Origin of the sequence: Sphingopyxis sp. (assembly GCF_034380315.1) — a bacterium.
In the GTDB taxonomy this organism is placed as follows: Bacteria; Pseudomonadota; Alphaproteobacteria; order Sphingomonadales; family Sphingomonadaceae; genus Sphingopyxis.
On sequence record NZ_JAXMPB010000001.1, the window covers coordinates 440,550 to 459,367 of the forward strand.

Genomic DNA, 18,818 nt, shown 5'->3' on the forward strand with positions numbered 1-18,818 from the left:
GCGCGGGTGATGGCGACCGTCTCGCACGATCAAGCGATTGCCAACGCCCGCCACCTGCTTCGCGATCAGCCCGGCGCGGCGCTGGCCCAGGCCCATGCCATTTTGGAGGCAGTGCCGACATCGGCCGCCGCACACCGGATCGCGGCGCACGCGCTGCGCGCGATGGGACGCGAAAGCGAGGCGCAGGCGGCATCGCTCGCCGCCGTATCGGCGACAGTCCACGACCCCGCCATGGTCGATGCGGCGCTGGCGCTCGCCGAAAACCGCCTGCCCGATGCCGAGGCCGCGCTGCGCGCGCGGTTGAAGGAGGATGCCACCGACGTCGCGGCGATCCGCATGCTCGCCGAACTGGCGGGGCGCATCGGCCGCTATCCCGACGCCGAAAAGCTGCTGACCCGCGCGCTCGAGCTGGCGCCGGGCTTTGGCGCGGCGCGCGCCAACCTCGCCACCGTCTATTACAAGCAGAACCGTTTCGCCGACGCCGCCGAGACGCTCGACGCGGTGCGTGCCGAGGATCCGGGCAATCCGGCGCACGCCAATCTTCATGCCGCCGCGCTCGGCCGCATCGGTGGCTATGACGAGGCGACGGCGCTGTACGAGGAATTGACGCAGCGCTTTCCCGACCATGCCAAGCTGTGGATGAGCTATGGCCACATCTTGAAGACGGTCGGTCGCCAGGATGACAGCATCGCGGCCTATCGCCATGCCCTGCGCTGTGACCCCGGTCTTGGCGAATTGTGGTGGAGCCTTGCCAACTTAAAGACGATCCGGTTCGATGCCGACGACCGCGCGGCGATGGAGGCGGCGCTGGGCGCCTCCGACGCAGAGGCCGAGGCACGCGCCGACGACCGGCTGCACCTGCATTTCGCGCTGGGCAAGGCCTATGCCGACGCCGACGCACCCGACGCCGCCTTTCGCCACTATGCCGCGGGCAATGCCATCCGCGCCGAACAGCTCGGCTATGACCCCGCCGAAACACGGGCGATGGTCGACGCGACGATCGCGACCTCGACCGCCGAATTTTTCGCGGCGCGCGCGGGCATGGGCGACCCCGCGCCCGACCCGATCTTCATCCTGGGCATGCCGCGCGCAGGATCGACGCTGATCGAACAGATTCTCGCCAGCCATTCGGCGATCGAGGGGACGATGGAACTGCCCGACATTCCGGCGATCGCGCTCGGCCTTGGCCGCGCCGCCAAGGCCGACGGGCGGCGCTGGATCGAGGCGCTGGCCGAAGCGCCCCCCGAAAAGCTTGCCGAACTGGGTGCGACCTTCCTTCGCGCGACCGCCGTGCAGCGCAAGACCGCCAAGCCCTTTTACATCGACAAGCTGCCCAACAACTGGCTCTATGTCCCGCTGATCCGCCTGATCCTGCCGCGGGCAAAGATCATCGACGCGCGGCGCCATCCCCTCGATTGCTGCTTTTCCAATTTCCGCCAGCATTTCGCGAAGGGACAGGCGTTCAGCTATGACCTCGCGGCGATGGGCGCCTATTACAGCGACTATGTGCGGTTGATGGCGCATATCGACGCGGTGCAGCCGGGCGCGGTTCACCGGGTAATCCACGAAGCCCTGCTGGACGATCCCGAAACCGAGGTGCGCGCCATGCTTGCCTATCTCGGCCAGCCGTTCGAGGCGGCGTGCATGGCCTTTCACGCCAATGACCGCGCGGTGCGTACCGCATCGAGCGAGCAGGTCCGCCGCCCGATCAACCGCGACGGGGTCGACCAGTGGCGCCCCTATGACGCCTGGATCGGACCGCTTCGCGACGCGCTGGGTCCCGTTCTCGACGCCTATCCGGAGGTTCCCGCGCGTTTCGCCTGACGCAACCGGGGTAAATTCGTTGCCTTTGGGCAACAGGTGCCGAAATTTTCGACCAACGAACGTCCCACAGCGACGTCGATACTTGCGCTCGGCGAACGGGCCGTCATTCTTTGCTCCATAGCCGTCATGGAGGGGGAAACTCATGCGGAATGGGACGACAGCGTTTGCAAGGGGCGGCGCGTTGCTGCTCGCCACGACCATCTTGTGCACATCGGGAACCGCGCTCGCGCAGCAACAGGCGCAGCGCAGCAGCAATGACGACAATGACATCGTCGTCACCGCGTCGAAACGCGAAGAAAATCTGCAGGACGTCGCATTGGCGATCACCGCCATCGGCAATGAGCGGCTCGACGAGCTTCAGGTCAAGGAATTCCAGGACGTCGTCAAATTCCTGCCGTCGGTAACGATCCAGTCGGCGGGCCCCGGTTTTGCCCAGGTGTATTTCCGCGGCGTATCGTCGGGCGAAAACGCCAACCATTCGGCATCGCTGCCGACCGTCGGAACCTATCTCGACGAAATGCCGGTGACGACGATTCAGGGCGCGCTCGACATCCATGCCTATGACCTCGCGCGGGTCGAGGCGCTCGCCGGGCCGCAAGGCACGCTCTATGGCGCGAGTTCGATGGCGGGCACGATCAAGCTCGTCACCAACCGCCCCGACACCAGCGGCACCTATGGTTCGGTGGGGCTGGAGGTCAACAGCGTGGCGCATGGCGATTTCGGCGGCGTCGCCGAAGGCTTCGTCAATGCCGCGCTCAGCGAGCGCGCGGCGCTGCGCCTCGTCGGCTGGTATCGCCACGATGCGGGATATATCGACAATATCCCAGGGACGCGGGTTTATCCGATCAAGCAAAACATCAATGGTGACCTGGTCGACTTGCCGGGCGACGACATTACTCAAACCAATGCGGGGTTGGCAAAGAAGGACTATAACGACGCCGACACCTATGGCGCGCGGCTGGCGCTCGGGATCGAGCTTGACGACGACTGGACGCTGCGCCCGACGATCATGGGCCAGGTCCAGGAAAGCAACGGCAGCTTTGCACAGGAACGATCGAGCGCCGTCACCCGCAAGCTGCAGACCGTGCAATATAATCCCGAGCATTCGAAGGACAAATGGCTGCAGGCCGCGCTGACGATCGAGGGCAAGATCGGCAGCTGGGACCTGACCGTCACCGGCGGCCATCTGCGCCGTAAGACCAAGGTCGAAAGCGACTATTCGGACTATGCCTATTTCTATGATTCACTCTACGGATACGCCGTCTATTTCTATGACAATGACGGCGATCAGGTGAACCCGAACCAATATATTCAGGGCATCGACCGTTATAAGAAAAGCTTTTTCGAGGCGCGCGTCGCCTCGCCCGCCGATGCCCGCATCCGCTTTATCGGCGGTGTGTTCTGGCAACGCCAGGCGCATAATATCGAGCAGCATTACATCATCGACGACATCGCCGATTCGATCACCGTCACCGGGACCGACAGCAATATCTGGCTGACCAAGCAGAAGCGCGTCGACCGTGACTATGCCGCCTTCGGCGAACTGAGCTTCGATATCACCGACAAGCTGACGCTGACCGGTGGCGGGCGCGTTTACAAGTTCGACAACAGCCTGGTCGGCTTTTTCGGCTATTCGGCCGGATATAGCAGCCGCACCGGCGAGGCCGCCTGTTTCGGCCCGGCGCAGGTATCGGGATCGCCCTGTACCAACCTCGACAAAAGGACGAAGGACACCGATTTCATCCACAAGTTGAACCTGACCTACAAGTTCAACGACGATGCGATGGTCTATGCGACCTGGTCGCGCGGGTTCCGTCCCGGCGGGATCAACCGGCGCGGCACCCTGCCGCCCTATGGCCCCGATACGCTCGACAATTATGAGCTGGGGTGGAAGACGAACTGGGGCCCGGTGCGGTTCAACGGCGCCGTCTATCAGGAAGATTGGAAGGATATTCAGCTGTCCTTCCTAGGGCTTAACGGGCTGACCGAAATCCGCAACGCCGGCATCGCACGCATTCGGGGGATCGAGCTGGATCTCGGCTATCGCCAGAACGGCTTTTCGATCAACGCGGGCATGAGCTATAATGACGCCGAAATCCGCCGCGATTTCTGCCGCATCGCCAACCCGGCCTTTGATTGCAGCCTGCCGGGGGGTGATGGCCGCGCCAACGCCCTGCTCGCGCCCAAGGGCACCAGCCTGCCGGTGACGCCGAAGTTCAAGGCCAATCTGGTAACGCGATATGAATTCCCGATCAGCGGGCTGGACGGCCATGTCCAGTTCGCGGTCAACCATATCGGCAAGCGCCGCAGCGACCTGCGCACCACGGAAAACGGCATCAAGGGCATGTTCGACGCCTATACCACCGCCGACATCAGTGTCGGGGTGAAGGGCGAAAGCTGGAAAGCCGAGCTGTTCGCGACCAATTTGTTCGACAGCAACGGCGTGGTCAATGCAGGTGTCCAGTGCGTGGAGACGACGTGCGGCGACCCCGACGGGGTCAGCAATACCGGCGGCGTTTTTTACGATACGGTCATCCGGCCGCGCCTGATCGGGATCAAGGTCAGCAAGGACTTCTGACCGGGTGTCCGATGCGATGACCGACACCAAGAGGCCGGGCGGCAAGCTCGGCCTCTCGATGTGCGTTGCGCTGGTGATGGGCAATATGATCGGATCGGGGGTATTTCTGCTCCCCGCCAGCCTTGCCCCCTTCGGATGGAATGCGGTTGCGGGCTGGGCGCTGACGATCGGCGGCGCGCTCGCGCTGGCCTTTGTGCTGGCCCGGCTGACCGTCACCCATCCCGAGGCGAGCGGCCCGACCGGTTTCGTCGAACGCGCCTTTGGCCGCATCCCCAGCTTCATGATCGGCTGGGCCTATTGGGTGTCGGTGTGGACCGCCAATGTCACGCTGGCGGTGGCGAGCGTCAGCTTTCTCAGCATCTTCTTTCCCATGCTGCACGGCCATATGGCGATCGCCACGATCGCGCTGATCTGGATCGTCACGGCGGTCAACTGGCGCGGCGCGCGCGCCGCCGGTCGTTTTCAGGTCGCGACGCTGGCGATCAAGCTGGTGCCGCTGCTCACCATCGTCATCCTGATCCCGCTCGCTTTCGGGCGCGCCGAACCCGTTCCCGTCATGCCCTTTCCCGCCGAGGGATTGTCGGCGGCGGCGGTCGGCGGATCGGCGATCCTGACGCTGTGGGCGCTGCTGGGCTTTGAATCGGCAAGCGTCGCCGCCGACAAGGTTCACAATCCCACCGTGACGATCCCGCGCGCGACGATGATCGGTACCGCGGCGACCGGCATCCTGTACCTGATCGTCTGTTCGGCGATCGCGCTGATGCTGCCCGCCGCCGATGTCGCGAAATCCGACGCGCCCTTCTCGCTGTTCGTCGAGCGCTATTGGGCGCACGAACCCGCGCTGTTCATCGCCGCCTTTGCCGCGATCAGCGCGCTCGGCACCCTCAACGGCTGGACGCTGATCCAGGCCGAACTGCCCGCCACGCTCGCCCGCCAGGGGCTGCTTCCCGCCTGGGTCGCGCGCGAAAACCGCCACGGCACCCCGGCGGCGGCGCTGCTGCTGTCCAGCGTCATCGCCACCGGCTGCGTCATCCTCAACAACAACAAGTCGACGAGCGAGATGTTCACCTTCATGGCGGTGCTGTCGACGTCGGTGACCTTGTGGCTCTACCTCGCCTGCGCCGCGGCCGCGCTGCGGCTGCGGGTCGCGGTTCCGGTCGCGCTGATCGGTCTATCCTATGCGCTGTGGACCTTGTGGGGCGCCGGGCTGGGGGTCAGCGCGCTCAGCCTGGTACTGATGGCCGCGGGGCTTCCCCTTTATGTCTGGACGCGGATGGCCGCGCCCCGCTCAGCGCCAGCGGGGGGCGAATAGGCCGCGGTCACGCAGGATGACCGCCGCCGCATTGTGCCCCGGCGCCCCGGTGACGCCGCCGCCGGGATGGGTTCCGGCACCGCACATGTAAAGCCCCTTCACCGGCCCGCGATAGCCGCCGTTCCCGAGCACCGGGCGCGCCGCCCACAGCTGGTCGACGCTCATATTGCCGTGCATGATGTCGCCGCCGACAAGGCCGAACTTGCGCTCGAGCCCCTTGGGGCTGAGGCGCGTGCTGCCGACGATGCTGGCGCGAAAGCCGGGAGCATATTTTTCCACCGTATCGATGATCGTGTCGGCCGCCGCTTCCTCCTCATCGTCCCAGTCCCGGCCATCGGGCAGTTCGGGCGCGAACTGCTGGCAGAAAAGGCTGGCGACATGACAGCCCGCGGGCGCGAGGCTGTCATCGACGGTCGAGGGGATGAGCATTTCGACGATCGGCTCCTTTGACCAGCCGTCACGTTTCGCGTCGAGGAAGGCACGGTCCATATAGTCGAGCGTCGGGGCGATGATGATCCCCGACTGATGATGCTCGCCGGGTTCGGGAAGGCAGGTGAAGCGGGGAAGCTCGCTCAGCGCGACATTCATCCGGAAGGTGCCGCTGCCGGCCTTGAACCCCTTGATCCGGCGCTCGAAATCACCCGGCAGATCGCTCGCGTCCATCATCCGCTCGTAAAGCAGCTTGGGCCCGACATTGGCGATCACGCGCGCGGCGGCGATTTCCTCTCCGCCCACCAGCTTCACCCCGACCGCCTTGCCGCCATCGACCAGCACCCTGGCGACCGGGCTTTCGAGGCTGATCTCGACCCCGGCGTCGCGGCACACCTTGGCCATGATCTCGGTGATCCGGCCCATGCCGCCGACGCTGTGCCCCCAGGCGCCCTTTTTTCCATTCACCTCGCCGAACACATGGTGGAGGAGGACATAGGCGCTGCCCGGCGTGTCGGGCGAGGCATAGTTGCCGACCACCGCGTCGAAACCGAACGCCGCCTTGACCGCCTCGCTTTCGAACCAGCCATCGAGCATGGTGCGCGCCGATTTGGTGAAGAGGTCGAGCACGTCACGCTGTTGTTCGAGGCTGAGCCCCGCAAAACGCCGCCCCTGCCGCGCGCCGTCGAGCAGGGTGCGCAGCCCGTCGCCGACATTGGGCGGCGCCTTCAGCGCGAGGTCGCGGAGCAGTTCGGCAACATTTTCGAGCGCGTCATAATAGGCGGGCAGCACGTCGGCGTCGTGGGCGCTGAACCGCCGGAATTCGGCCTGGGTCCGTTCCAGCCCGCCACCAAGCTTGAGATAGCCGCCATCCGTCTGCGGCAGGAAATTGCTGATCGGCCGTTCGATCACGCGATAGCCATGGTCGGCAAGCCGCATGTCGGCGATGACCTTGGGCTGGAGCAGACTGACCGTGTAGCTGGCGACCGAGTTGCGGAAACCCGGCGCAAATTCCTCGGTCACGGCGGCGCCGCCGACGACATCGCGCGCCTCGACAATCCGCACCTTCAGCCCCGCACGCGCGAGATAAAAGGCGCAGACAAGCCCGTTGTGACCGGCCCCGATGATCAGCGCGTCATAGTTTTTTGTCATTATCGGCTCCATCCCGCCCCGGGGGCGTTCTCCATCCGTGCTTCGGGGATGATCGCGCGCATCCGGGCACAGAAATGCTTGAGGCAGACCTCCTTGTCGGAGAGCGGCCCCATCGAAAAGCTTTGCGACTGCATCCCCTGCTGCACCCGGTTGATCAGCGCGGTATCCTCTGCATTGACCTGGCGGTTGATGCGCCAGTTGAGATAGCGCGCCGCCCGCATCTCGCGCCGCGCATCGGGCAGGACATAGGAGATTTCACGGATCAGACAGCTGGTCGGGCCGGTCGGCAGCCACTGCATGAAATCGACCTGATCGGGATAGATGTCGAAAGCGACATTCGGCCACAGCTTGAAATAGAGCCAGTGGCGCTGGCGATCGGCGGGCAGATGCGGAACCGGTGGCAAGAGGCGCTGGTACAGGCGTTCGGACCAGTTCGCCGACGGCCGGTCGGCCAGATCGCCCCACATGCGGTCGACCCGGTCCTGCGCCTCGACGCCATAGCTTTTTCCGAACAGGCGGGTGAGCCCGGGATGGGCGACGGGAATGTGCAGGCCGTCCGAATAATTGTCGCCGACATTTTTCCAGTTCACATCGCGGGGGCGCAGCGTGACGCGGCCGAGCGCGCCGAGCTGTTCGAAACGATAGGGTTCGATCATCGCTTCATAGGGCGCCATCATCGCCGCGACCGACGGGCCGCCATCATCGTCCAGTCGCACGAACCAGAAACCGCGCCAATTTTCGGCCTCGACCGGCACAAGCCCGGCGCGCCCCTTGTCGAGGGTCGGATAGCTTGCCGAATCGGGGACGCCCGACAGCCGGCCGTCGAGTTCATAGGTCCACGCATGATAGGGGCAGACGAGCTTTTTCGCGCAGCCCGCCGCCCCATCGACCAGACGCGAACCGCGGTGGCGACAGACATTGGTGAAGGCCCGCACGGCCCCGTCGCCGCCACGCACCAGAATGACGCTTTCGCCGACATAATCGATGCTGTGCCAGTCGCCGGGGTTCGCAATGTCGCTGTCGTGGCAGACGACCTGCCAGCTGGGGCGAAAGATGCGGGCGACCTCGGCCGCGTAAAAATCGGGGTCGCTGTAGGTCCAGGCCGGGAGCGACCAGCCGTCGAGCGGATCGCGATGCGAATCGGAAAGGGCTGCGGTTGCCATATCTCGCTCCTTGTTATACGATCGTATAACAACATGACAGCCGCTCGCCAAGCCTTTACGCGCGAAAGCGCCGATGCCCGCCGCGCCGCGCTGATCGAGGCGACCGCGGCGTGCCTCGCCGCGCATGGGCTGGCGGGCACCAACGTCCGCGCGATCTGTGCGCGCGCCGGGGTGTCGCCGGGATTGCTGCGGCACTATTTCGAAGGCATCGACGATCTGATCGCGGCGACCTATCGCGCGACGAGCGACCGGATAGACGCGATATTCGCGGCAGCGGTGGAAGGGGCAGGCGCCGATCCGCGCGTCCGCCTGAATGCCTATCTGACCGCCAGTTTCCGCGCCCCCGTCACCGACCCCGAACTGCTCGGTGCCTGGACCGCCTTTTGGGCACTGGCGCGTAGCGACGCGCGCATGGCGGCGATCCACGCCGAAAGCTATGCGGGCTATCGCGCCCGGCTGGCCGACCTGTTGCATGGATGCGGGGCGGACCCCGACCGGGCCGAGCGGCTGGCGGTGATGTTGACCGCGATGGTCGACGGGCTGTGGCTTGAACTGTCGCTCGACGCGACGAGCTTTGGCGCTGCCGCCGCGGCCAGCATGGTCGAACAGGCGGTGGCCGCGCTGTTATAAGCGCGCGCCGTCCCGGCCGCAGGCTTTATTTCGAAAGGTCGCGCAGCAGGCTGTCCCAATGCGCGAGCGCACCGGGGATGGCATCGACCGGCACCCGTTCGTTGAGGCCATGGGCAAAGCTGTCGCTGGCCTTGGAAAACAGGCCCGCGACGCCATAGCTCGGCACCCCCTGGGCACGAAAATGCAGGCTGTCGGTCGCGCCCGCGCTCATCGACGGAATGATCGGCAGCCGGGGGAAGCGCGCATGAACCGCCTTTGTCACCGCAGCCATCACATCGCCCCGAAGCGGCGATGCGTCGCTGGCCGTCGGATCGTCGATTACCGTCACCTTGATCGCCGGATCGGCGATGACCCGTTCAAGCTCGGCCTTGACGGTATCGATCCCGACCCCGGGAAAGATGCGGCAATTGATGTTCGCCGTCGCGCGTTGCGGCAGCGCATTTTCGGCGTGGCCGCCCTTGACCAGCGTGGGAACGCAGGTGGTGCCGATCTGTCCGACATATTCGGGTTCGGCCCGGATCGCCGCAATGGCACCGGCGTCGGCGGGGTTGGCGGCGAAGGCGCGCAGCGCATCCCCCATCGCGCCGCCGACCTGATCGGCAACGATCGGCATCCCCACTTTCGTCAGTTCATTCTGCTGCGGCGCGAAACGATAGCGCCCCACGCGCGCGAGCGCATTCGACAGCTGGACAATCGCGTTCGTGTCGGACGGGCGCGAGCTGTGCCCGCCGGGGTTGGTGACTTCGAGAAGATAGTCGGCATAGGTTTTCTCGCCGGCCTGGAGCCCGTAATATTTGGGCTTTCCATCCTCGCCGATCAGGCCGCCGCCGCCATCGCCGTTGAGCGCGAGTTCGGCCCCGCGATACTCGGCCGCCAGCGCCTTGGTCGTCGCCATCGAGGTTTCTTCATCGCCCGACAAAAGGAGGATGATCGTCCGTTGCGGCCGGAACCCGTCCTTCTTCAGTTGCGCGAAGGTCGCGACCATCATCGCAATGTCGAACTTGTTATCTTCCGAACCACGACCGAAAATATAGCCGCCCTCTTCGACCGGGACGAACGGGTCGCGCGTCCAGTCCTTCGCATCCGCCTCGACCACATCCATATGGCCCAGCATAAGGATCGGCTTGCCCTCGCCCCGCCCCTTCAGCGTCGCGGCGAAGGTCGCGGTCTCGCCCATCGGGGTGATGCGGATATCCGCGTCGGCAAAGCCAGCAGCCTTGAGAACCCCGGCATAATAGGCCGCAAGTTCGGGCACCTTGCCGCGTCCGGCAACGGTCGGGATCGCGATGCTGTCTTTCAATATCTGCTTGGCGACGTCGGGGTCGGCGGGCTTGGCCTGGACCGGCGAGACCGCGAGCAGGGCGGCGGCAAGGGCGAGCGGGGCGTGGACGATGCGCATGCGCCGACTATGGCGTCTTCGCGGCGCTTCGCAAGACGGAACAGGAAGATGCCGGAACCGGGATCGAGCAGGCCCGGGACAGGGGAAGAAAAACGCGAACGCCGATCCTATTCGACAAAATCCGCCTTCACGGTCACGGTGTCGGCGTCCCATGCCGGAACCGCCTGTGCATTCATCGGCACCATGAAGCGCTTGCCATCCGGCTTCTCGATTTCCAGAATGTCGCCAGCGCCAAAATTCTCGACCCCGGCAACATGGCCGATCGCGGCGCCAGCCGTCGAAACGCACGGCAGGCCGATCAGGTCGTGGTGATAATATTCACCCTCCCCGAGCGGCGGCAGCGCCGAACGCGGGACGGTAAGCAGGGTGCCGCGCAGCGCCTCTGCCGCGCCGCGATCGGTGATTTCGGCAAAACTGGCCACCGCCCCCTGATTGACGGGACGCACCGATTGCAGGGTCAGCTTTCGCGCGCCCGCGTCAAAAACGGAAAAGGCGCGCAAAGCCTGCGCGCCTTCGCCGAACAATTTCAAACGCACCTCGCCCCGCACCCCATGCGCGCCGGCAATGGCGGCGAGGGTAACGGGACGATCGGCGTTCGCCAAAGGCTTAACCTTCGGCCTTTTCTTCGCCAGCGTCGGCCACCGGGCCGCCTTCGGCGATTTCCTCAGCGATCGCCGCCGCATCTGCGGCAGTCGCGTCGGCGGGAACTTCGTCGGCCACCGCTTCGGCGACGGCTTCTTCCGCGGGCGCGGCAGCAGCAGCGGCGGCAGCCTCGGCGGCTTCCTTCGCGGCTTCTTCGGCTTCAGCGATCTTCGCGGCCTTTTCCTCGGCGCGTTCCTTGGCCTTTTCGCCCGGTTCGGCCTTCTTCGGGTTGTTGCGAGCGGCACGTTCCTTGACGCCCGCGACGTCGAGGAAGCGAGCAACGCGGTCGGTCGGCTGCGCGCCCACCGAGATCCAGTGCTTCGCACGCTCGGCGTCGATCTTCACGCGCTCGGGATTGTCCTTGCCGAGCAGCGGATTGTAGCTGCCGATGCGTTCGATGAAGCGGCCGTCGCGCGGGCTGCGCGAATCGGCGACGACGATCTTGTAATAGGGGCGCTTTTTCGAACCGCCGCGCGACAGGCGAATGGAGGTAGCCATGATATTGTCCTTTTACGTCTAACTTGGTTTTCCGAAACTACTTCTTTTTATTCATCAGGTTGGCAAGGTCGGGCGGGATCGCCCCACCACCGAGGCCGGGCAGTCCGCCCAGGCCCCCGCCGCCGCCAAGACCGCCCATGCCGGGGATACCCCCGCCGCGCCCGAGCAGCGCGCCGAGCCCCTTGAGCCCGCCCATCTTGCGGATCTTCTTCATCGCGGTGGACATTTCCTGGTGCATCTTCAGCACCTTGTTCACCTGTTGCACCGTGGTTCCCGACCCGTTGGCGATGCGGATCTTGCGCTTGGCGTTGATCAGCGCGGGGTTGGCGCGTTCCTTGGGGGTCATCGACCCCATGATCGCGTCCATATGGATCAGCGTCTTGTCGTCGACGCCGCCGGTCGCCATCGCCGCCTGAGCTTTTTTGAGCCCGGGGATCATCCCGGCGAGCGCCCCGATGCCGCCCATGCGACGCATCTGGTTGAGCTGGGTGCGAAGATCGTCGAGGTCGAACTGCCCCTTCGCCATCTTCTTCGCCATCGCCTCGGCCTCTTCGGCCTGGATGGTTTCGGCGGCGCGTTCGACAAGGCTGACGACGTCGCCCATGCCGAGGATACGATTGGCAATGCGTGCCGGGTGAAAGGCCTCGAGCCCGTCGAGCTTTTCACCGGTGCCCGCGAATTTGATCGGTTTGCCCGTGACGGCGCGCATCGACAGCGCGGCACCGCCGCGCGCATCGCCGTCCATACGGGTCAGCACCACGCCGGTCAGCGGCACCTGGTCGGTGAACCGCTGCGCGACCTGAACCGCGTCCTGACCGGTCAGACTGTCGACGACGAGCAGCGTTTCGGCGGGGTTCGCCGTACGCGACACCGCCTGCATCTCGTCCATCAGCTGTTGATCGACGTGGAGGCGGCCCGCGGTGTCGAGCATCAGCACGTCAAAGCCCTGAAGCTTTGCCGCCTGCAACGCGCGCTGGGCGATTTCGACCGGCTGCTGACCCGCGATGATCGGAAGGGTCGCGACGTCGATCTGATTGCCGAGGACGGCAAGCTGTTCCTGCGCAGCCGGGCGGTTGACGTCGAGCGACGCCATCAGCACCTTTTTGCGTTCCCTGTCCTTCAGCCGCTTTGCGATCTTCGCGGTCGTCGTCGTCTTACCCGACCCCTGAAGGCCGACCATCATGATGACCGCGGGCGGCGTGACGCCGAGGTCAAGCTCCGCCGCTTCGGCGCCGAGCATTTCGGTCAGCGCATCGCTGACGATCTTGACCACCTGCTGCCCCGGCGTGACTGAACGCAGGACATTCTGGCCGATCGCCAGTTCGGTGACCTGATCGACGAAGCTGCGCACCACGGGAAGCGCGACATCGGCCTCGAGCAGTGCGATGCGAACCTCGCGCATCGCGGCGCGCACGTCGGCCTCGGTCAGCGCACCGCGACCGCGGAGCTTTCCGAAAACATCGCCCAGCCGTTGGCTCAGACTGTCGAACATGGCGCCTTCAAATCCTTTCTCGCAATCCGCAACGCAAAAGACGCCGGTGAGCGAAACCTCGCCAACCAGCGGCTATCCGTGGACAGAATTTCCGTCGCGGATGTCGATATGCCCCGCCACGCCATGCGGCCGGACGGAGCGCCCCTTACGCAAAAGTCGCGCAAATGGCAAGGGGCGTGGAAGGGGCCGGCCAGGGACCGGCAAATTCCGGCGATTCCCGACTTAACCCAAATTTCACGGCTTTCCGCCCATAACCGCTTTACTAGCGGGGGGTTAGCGAATGATATCGACCGGCGACGAGTCGAAACGATATGACCGGAGCGAAAGCGCAAGGCGGGATTTGATCACCGGCGGCGTTGTCGTCGCCGCCATCCTGCTGTTCGTCGGCAACGGCAGCAACATGATGCAGGCGATCATCCGCGCGCTGATCGGGCTGGGCGGCAGCCCCGACCGGGTGCTGACCGTCGCGCTGATCCTCAACATCGCGCTGATCCTGTTCGGCTGGCGCCGTTATGACGACCTGAACCGGGAAATCAAGGAACGCACCGAGGCCGAACAACGCGCCCGCTATCTGGCCGACACCGACCCCTTGACCGGATTTCTGAACCGCCGCGCACTGATGGCCAGGGGGCAGACGCTGATCGGCGAAGCCGCCGCGCTGGGCCGCAAGATCGCGCTGTTCCTGCTCGACCTCGACCATTTCAAGACCGTCAACGACATTCATGGTCACGCCGCGGGCGACCGCGTTCTGCAAGTTGCCGCCGAACGCATATCGAACATCCTGCCGCCCAGCGCCACGCTCGCCCGGCTTGGCGGCGACGAGTTTGTCGCCCTTCTGCCCTTTGAACCCGCCGCGCGTCCCGAAATCGAAGCGCTCGCGAACCAGCTCGTTTCCGCGCTGGAGGATTCGGTGCCGCACGACGCGCACCAGATTCGCGTCGGCGCATCGCTGGGCATCGCGCTGGCCGACGATGACAGCGCGACGATGGAAACGCTGGTCCGCCAGGCCGACATCGCCATGTATCATTGCAAGGCCGAGGGACGGAACCGCAGTTGCTGGTTCGAGGCCGGGATGGAAATGGCCGTGCAGGTCCGCAACCAGATCGAAACCGGGATTCGCAGCGGTATGCCGCGCGGCGAATTTTCCCCGCATTTCGAACCGCAGGTCGATATCGCCAGCGGCCGCATCGTCGGGTTCGAAATGCTGATGCGCTGGGAATCGCCCGAATATGGCATGATCCCGCCGGAACGCTTCATTCCCGTCGCCGAGGAAAGCGGATTGATCGGCGAATTGTCGTTGCTGGTCATCGGCCAGGCGATGGAGGTCGCCAAAAGCTGGGATCCGTCGATCATGCTGGCGGTGAACATCTCTCCGCACCAGTTGAAGGATCCGTGGTTCAGCCAGAAGCTGACCAAGCTGCTCGTCGAAACCGGCTTTCCCGCCAGCCAGCTGGAGGTCGAGATCACCGAAAGCTCGCTTTTCGAGAATCTGCCGCTGGTCCGTTCGATCGTCACCAGCCTGAAGAATCAGGGCGTGTCGCTCAGCCTCGATGATTTCGGCACCGGATATAGCTCGCTGTCGCACCTGCGCGCTTTGCCGTTCGACCGGATCAAGATCGACCGCAGCTTCGTTTCGGCTCTGCGCGACAGCGCCGACGCGCAGGCGATCGTCGTCGCGATCGTACGGCTGGGCGAAAGCCTGGCCATGCCGATCACCGCCGAAGGCGTCGAGGATGAAGCGACGGCGATCGAACTGACCCGCCTCGGCTGCGCCAAGGGGCAGGGCTGGCATTTTGGTCGCGCGGCGTCGGCGCGGGAAACCGCCCAATTGCTCGCCGAGCGCGGGCTGCTGCGCGCGGCGGAGCCCCCGCACGCCGCACCGGACGCCGCCGGGGATGCCGAGGATGCCGCCCTGCGCAAGGTCGGCTGACCCCGCGCCGCTTTTCACCGCGCGCGCATCCCACCCCGGAACAGCAAGAAACCGGCGGCTCCGCTAGACTTCGCCGCGCGGCGCTCTTACATGCGCGGCTATGGCGGATCGCTTCACCAAGATGCACGGCCTCGGCAATGATTTCGTCGTCATCGACGCGCGCGAAAGCGCGGTCGCGATGACGGCGGCGCGCGCGCACGCCATCGCCGACCGGCGCCATGGCATCGGATGCGACCAACTGATCCTGCTGGAACCTTCGACCAAGGCCGATGTGCGAATGCGCATCTTCAACGCCGACGGCAGCGAGGTCGAGGCCTGCGGCAATGCCACGCGCTGCGTCGCCACCCTGCTCGGCAAACCGGCGGTAATCGAAACGCTGGGCGGAATGCTGCGCGTCACCCCCGCCGACGGCGGCGCCGAAGTGATGCTGGGCGAACCCCGATTCGATTGGGAACATATCCCGCTCGCCATGCCGATGGACACACGCGACATGCCCGTCGCCTGGGACGAGCTGGAGCATGGGGCCGCGGTGAATGTCGGCAATCCGCACATCATCTTCCTTGTCCCCGAGGCCGACGCGGTGCCGCTCGCCGAACTCGGGCCGCGGATCGAAACCGATCCGCTGTTCCCCGAGCGCGTCAACGTCAATGTCGCCAGCCTCGACGGCCCCGACCGCCTGCAACTGCGCGTATGGGAACGCGGCGTCGGCCTGACCCAGGCGTGCGGCACGGGCGCATGCGCGACGGCGGTAGCCGCGATCCGCGCCGGACTGGTGCGGTCGCCCGTGACCATATCGCTGCCCGGCGGCGACCTTGTCATTCGCTGGGCCGATGGCGAACCCATCGTGATGAGCGGTGCGGCAACGCGGGTTTTTGATGGCGAAACCGACTGGACCCGCTTCGGATGAGCCGCGACCCGCGCGTCGAGGTCGTCAACTTCGGATGCCGGCTGAATATCGCCGAGGGCGAAGCCGTGCGCAGCGCCGCGTCGGCGGCCGGTGCCGACGGCGCCATCATCTTCAACAGCTGCGCCGTGACCGACGAAGCGGTGCGCCAGGCTCGCCAGGCCGTACGCCGCGCGCTGCGCGAACGCGGCGATGCCGACGTGATCGTGACGGGGTGCGCGGCCGAACTGGAGCCCGAACGCTTTACCGCGATGGGCGCGCGGGTGGTGCGCAACGACGAAAAAGGACTGGCGGCGAGCTATCGCGCCGATGACGCCCCCCCCGAAACGGGCGCGCCCCTTGTCCCCTCCCCCTATTCCCCGGCCCTTTCGGGCGCCGATCATGCGCGCGCCTTTCTGGGCGTCCAGACCGGCTGTTCGCACAGCTGCACCTTTTGCGCGACGGTGATGGCGCGCGGCGGTGCCCGTTCGGCCAGTATCGACGCGGTGGTCGAGGCGGCGCGCACCGCCATCGATCGCGGCCAGCGCGAGATTGTCCTGACCGGGGTGGACCTTGCAAGCTATGGCGACGACAACGGTCCGACGCTCGCAGCGCTGGTCGAGGCGCTGCTGCGCCTTTCCGGCCTGGCGCGCCTTCGCCTTTCCTCGCTCGATCCCGACCGGATCGACGATGCGCTGTTCGCGCTGATCACCGGCGAGCGGCGCATCATGCCGCACGTCCACCTGTCGCTGCAGGCGGGCCATGACATGATATTGACGCGCATGAAGCGCCGACACCGCCGCGCGGACGCCGTCCGGCTGGTCGAACGGCTGAAGACAGCGCGCGCAGAAATTGCGATCGGTGCCGACCTGATCGCGGGATTTCCCACCGAGGATGACGACATGTTTGCAGGCAGCCTGGCCCTGATCGACGATTGCGATATCGTCTTTGGCCATATCTTTCCCTATAGCCCGCGCGCCGGGACGCCCGCCGCACGCATGCCGCAGGTCGGACGCACGGTCGCCCGCGAACGCGCAGCGCGGCTGCGCGACGCGAATGCCCGCCGCCGCCACAGCTGGCTGGACGCACAGCGCGGACAGCGCACGGCAATGCTGGTCGAACGCGATGGCGTGAGCGGCCATGCCGAAAATTTCGCGGCGCTGACGCTCGGCACGCCCGCCGCGCCGGGCCAGATCATTCCGGTACGGATCGGCGCGCGCGAGGGCGATCGCCTGCATGTCGCAGTGGAACGGGAAATGGCGGCATGAGCGGGACGAGCTGGAGCGAAAGGCTGCTCGGCGGCCTTCGGCGCACGTCCGAACGGCTGGGCGAAAACCTGTCCGGGCTGACCGGAAAGGCGCGGCTCGACGATGACGACCTCGACCGGATCGAGGAAGCGCTGATCACCGCCGACCTGGGCCCGGCGATGGCAGCGCGCATCCGCGACCGGCTGGCCGAACGCCGCGACGTCGCCGCGAACGGCACCGAGGAACTGCGCAAGATCGTTGCGGAAGAAATCGCCGCGGTGCTGCGCCCGGTCGCCGAACCACTGGACATCGACGCCTTTCCCCGCCCGCAGGTCATTCTGGTGATCGGGGTCAACGGGTCGGGCAAGACGACGACCATCGCCAAGCTGGCGCACCTGTTCCAGGAACAGGATTATGGCGTGATGCTGGTCGCCGGCGACACGTTCCGGGCCGCCGCGATCGGACAGCTGAAGGTCTGGGCCGAACGGCTGGGCGTTCCCATCATGACCGGCCCGGAGGGAGGCGATGCGGCCGGCATCGTCTTCGACGCCGTCAAGCAGGCCACCGCGACGGGCATCGACGTGCTGATCGTCGACACCGCCGGGCGGCTTCAGAACAAGCGCGAGCTGATGGACGAGCTTGCCAAGATCAAGCGCGTGCTCGGCCGCCTGAACCCCGCCGCGCCGCACGATGTCGTGCTGGTCCTCGACGCGACCACCGGGCAGAATGCCCTGTCGCAGATCGACGTATTTCGCGAGGTCGCGGGCGTGACCGGCCTGGTCATGACCAAGCTCGACGGCACCGCGCGCGGCGGCGTTCTCGTCGCGGCGGCCGAACGCCACGGCCTTCCCATCCACGCGATCGGAATCGGCGAAACGATGGGCGATCTGCGTCCCTTCGACCCCGATGAAATCGCCGCCATCATTGCCGGGAATATCCGATGACTGCCCCAGACATTCCGCCGAGCGGACCCGAACCCGTCCCCGCCCCGCCCGCCGCCAAGCATGGCGGGTTGAACTTCGCGATCGATTTCGGTCCGCTGCTCATCTTTTTCCTGGTTTATAAATTCAGCTCGGGCGGCGAGGGCGCCTTTGCGGCAACCACCGCGGCGATCAAGGGCACGCTGGCCTTCATGGCCGCGATCGTCGTCGCCATGGCGGTGTCGAAATGGAAGCTCGGCAAAATCTCGCCGATGCTCTGGCTGTCGGGCATATTGGTCGTCGGTTTCGGCGCCCTGACCGTCTGGTTCCACGACGAACGCTTTATCGTGATGAAGCCGACGATCATCTATGCCGCCTTTGCCGTACTGTTGCTTGGCGGATGGGCCACGGGCCGACCGATGCTGAAATATCTGCTGCAATCGGCGCTCGACGGCATTTCCGAGCGAGGCTGGATGCTGCTTTCGCGCAATTGGGGCCTGTTTTTTGCCGCACTCGGCATTGCCAATCACATCATGTACGTCCTGATCCAGCGCGGACAGTTCAGTTTCGACACGTGGCTGACGGTCAAGGTCTGGGGCATTACCGCCCTGTCTTTCCTGTTCACCCTCACCCAATTGCCGGTGATGCTGAAAAACGGCCTCTCGCTTTCCGACGACGGCGCCGACAAGCAAGCTTGAGCCCCCGCGCCTGCGCTGGCA

The 18,818-nt window shown here is 65.6% G+C and carries 15 protein-coding genes; 9 read left to right on the forward strand and 6 right to left on the reverse strand.

What is annotated here, in order from left to right:
- Positions 1 to 9: 9 nt before the first annotated feature.
- From U0S50_RS02255 to U0S50_RS02265, 3 genes are all read left to right on the forward strand, one after another.
- Entirely contained in the window at positions 10 to 1,824 is a 1,815-nt protein-coding gene (locus tag U0S50_RS02255; protein ID WP_322307111.1) for a tetratricopeptide repeat-containing sulfotransferase family protein, read from the forward strand.
- Between the two features lie 142 nt (positions 1,825 to 1,966).
- The gene (locus U0S50_RS02260) at positions 1,967 to 4,402 is read left to right on the forward strand and encodes a TonB-dependent receptor (RefSeq protein WP_416194942.1); all 2,436 of its coding nucleotides are present in this window, start codon (positions 1,967 to 1,969) and stop codon (positions 4,400 to 4,402) included.
- A gap of 16 nt (positions 4,403 to 4,418) precedes the next feature.
- Positions 4,419 to 5,714, forward strand: coding sequence for an amino acid permease (locus U0S50_RS02265; RefSeq protein WP_322307113.1), 1,296 nt, complete (start codon positions 4,419 to 4,421; stop codon positions 5,712 to 5,714).
- On the opposite strand, the gene U0S50_RS02270 is transcribed toward U0S50_RS02265, so the two are convergent.
- Positions 5,691 to 7,295 (reverse strand): NAD(P)/FAD-dependent oxidoreductase, encoded by a 1,605-nt coding sequence (locus tag U0S50_RS02270; RefSeq protein ID WP_322307114.1) that lies wholly within the window; start codon positions 7,293 to 7,295, stop codon positions 5,691 to 5,693. The genes U0S50_RS02265 and U0S50_RS02270 overlap by 24 nt on opposite strands.
- Entirely contained in the window at positions 7,295 to 8,458 is a 1,164-nt protein-coding gene (locus tag U0S50_RS02275) for an aromatic ring-hydroxylating dioxygenase subunit alpha (RefSeq protein WP_322307115.1), read from the reverse strand. The genes U0S50_RS02270 and U0S50_RS02275 overlap by 1 nt, the downstream gene beginning before the upstream one ends.
- Before the next feature lie 33 nt (positions 8,459 to 8,491).
- Here U0S50_RS02275 and U0S50_RS02280 point away from each other — a divergent pair, with 33 nt between their 5' ends.
- On the forward strand, positions 8,492 to 9,088 hold the full coding sequence (locus tag U0S50_RS02280; protein ID WP_322307116.1) for a TetR family transcriptional regulator C-terminal domain-containing protein: 597 nt from the start codon (positions 8,492 to 8,494) through the stop codon (positions 9,086 to 9,088).
- A 25-nt stretch (positions 9,089 to 9,113) separates the two neighbouring features.
- On the opposite strand, the gene U0S50_RS02285 is transcribed toward U0S50_RS02280, so the two are convergent.
- From U0S50_RS02285 to ffh, 4 genes are all read right to left on the reverse strand, one after another.
- On the reverse strand, positions 9,114 to 10,487 hold the full coding sequence (locus U0S50_RS02285; protein ID WP_322307117.1) for a M20/M25/M40 family metallo-hydrolase: 1,374 nt from the start codon (positions 10,485 to 10,487) through the stop codon (positions 9,114 to 9,116).
- 107 nt (positions 10,488 to 10,594) lie between these two features.
- On the reverse strand, positions 10,595 to 11,089 hold the full coding sequence (gene rimM, locus U0S50_RS02290) for a ribosome maturation factor RimM (RefSeq protein WP_322307118.1): 495 nt from the start codon (positions 11,087 to 11,089) through the stop codon (positions 10,595 to 10,597).
- Between the two features lie 4 nt (positions 11,090 to 11,093).
- Positions 11,094 to 11,627 carry a 30S ribosomal protein S16 gene (gene rpsP / locus U0S50_RS02295; protein WP_322307119.1) on the reverse strand — a complete coding sequence of 178 codons (534 nt, stop codon included), beginning with the start codon at positions 11,625 to 11,627 and terminating at the stop codon, positions 11,094 to 11,096.
- A 37-nt stretch (positions 11,628 to 11,664) separates the two neighbouring features.
- Positions 11,665 to 13,119, reverse strand: coding sequence for a signal recognition particle protein (ffh, locus tag U0S50_RS02300; protein WP_322307120.1), 1,455 nt, complete (start codon positions 13,117 to 13,119; stop codon positions 11,665 to 11,667).
- 280 nt (positions 13,120 to 13,399) lie between these two features.
- Here ffh and U0S50_RS02305 point away from each other — a divergent pair, with 280 nt between their 5' ends.
- The 5 genes from U0S50_RS02305 to U0S50_RS02325 all read left to right on the forward strand — a co-directional run bounded on the left by U0S50_RS02305 (position 13,400) and on the right by U0S50_RS02325 (position 18,797).
- Entirely contained in the window at positions 13,400 to 15,049 is a 1,650-nt protein-coding gene (locus U0S50_RS02305; protein WP_416194943.1) for a putative bifunctional diguanylate cyclase/phosphodiesterase, read from the forward strand.
- A 100-nt stretch (positions 15,050 to 15,149) separates the two neighbouring features.
- Positions 15,150 to 15,956 carry a diaminopimelate epimerase gene (gene dapF / locus U0S50_RS02310; RefSeq protein ID WP_322307122.1) on the forward strand — a complete coding sequence of 269 codons (807 nt, stop codon included), beginning with the start codon at positions 15,150 to 15,152 and terminating at the stop codon, positions 15,954 to 15,956.
- Positions 15,953 to 17,200: a MiaB/RimO family radical SAM methylthiotransferase gene (locus U0S50_RS02315; RefSeq protein ID WP_322307123.1), complete on the forward strand. Its 1,248-nt coding sequence runs from the start codon at positions 15,953 to 15,955 to the stop codon at positions 17,198 to 17,200. Before dapF ends, U0S50_RS02315 begins: the two co-directional genes overlap by 4 nt.
- Positions 17,197 to 18,123: a signal recognition particle-docking protein FtsY gene (ftsY, locus tag U0S50_RS02320; RefSeq protein ID WP_322307124.1), complete on the forward strand. Its 927-nt coding sequence runs from the start codon at positions 17,197 to 17,199 to the stop codon at positions 18,121 to 18,123. Before U0S50_RS02315 ends, ftsY begins: the two co-directional genes overlap by 4 nt.
- Complete coding sequence (locus U0S50_RS02325) at positions 18,120 to 18,797, forward strand: inner membrane-spanning protein YciB (RefSeq protein ID WP_322307125.1); 678 nt, start codon at positions 18,120 to 18,122, stop codon at positions 18,795 to 18,797. The genes ftsY and U0S50_RS02325 overlap by 4 nt, the downstream gene beginning before the upstream one ends.
- The last annotated feature ends 21 nt before the right edge of the window (positions 18,798 to 18,818 follow it).

Coding starts and splice junctions, on each gene's coding strand:
- U0S50_RS02260 (WP_416194942.1), top strand. CDS start 1,967: ATGCGGAATGGGACGACAGCGTTTGCAAGGGGCGGCGCGTTGCTGCTC.
- U0S50_RS02280 (WP_322307116.1), top strand. CDS start 8,492: ATGACAGCCGCTCGCCAAGCCTTTACGCGCGAAAGCGCCGATGCCCGC.
- U0S50_RS02255 (WP_322307111.1), top strand. CDS start 10: ATGGCGACCGTCTCGCACGATCAAGCGATTGCCAACGCCCGCCACCTG.
- U0S50_RS02315 (WP_322307123.1), top strand. CDS start 15,953: ATGAGCCGCGACCCGCGCGTCGAGGTCGTCAACTTCGGATGCCGGCTG.
- U0S50_RS02270 (WP_322307114.1), bottom strand. CDS start 7,295: ATGACAAAAAACTATGACGCGCTGATCATCGGGGCCGGTCACAACGGG.
- U0S50_RS02285 (WP_322307117.1), bottom strand. CDS start 10,487: ATGCGCATCGTCCACGCCCCGCTCGCCCTTGCCGCCGCCCTGCTCGCG.
- U0S50_RS02275 (WP_322307115.1), bottom strand. CDS start 8,458: ATGGCAACCGCAGCCCTTTCCGATTCGCATCGCGATCCGCTCGACGGC.
- dapF (WP_322307122.1), top strand. CDS start 15,150: ATGGCGGATCGCTTCACCAAGATGCACGGCCTCGGCAATGATTTCGTC.
- ffh (WP_322307120.1), bottom strand. CDS start 13,119: ATGTTCGACAGTCTGAGCCAACGGCTGGGCGATGTTTTCGGAAAGCTC.
- U0S50_RS02325 (WP_322307125.1), top strand. CDS start 18,120: ATGACTGCCCCAGACATTCCGCCGAGCGGACCCGAACCCGTCCCCGCC.
- ftsY (WP_322307124.1), top strand. CDS start 17,197: ATGAGCGGGACGAGCTGGAGCGAAAGGCTGCTCGGCGGCCTTCGGCGC.
- U0S50_RS02265 (WP_322307113.1), top strand. CDS start 4,419: ATGACCGACACCAAGAGGCCGGGCGGCAAGCTCGGCCTCTCGATGTGC.
- U0S50_RS02305 (WP_416194943.1), top strand. CDS start 13,400: ATGATATCGACCGGCGACGAGTCGAAACGATATGACCGGAGCGAAAGC.
- rpsP (WP_322307119.1), bottom strand. CDS start 11,627: ATGGCTACCTCCATTCGCCTGTCGCGCGGCGGTTCGAAAAAGCGCCCC.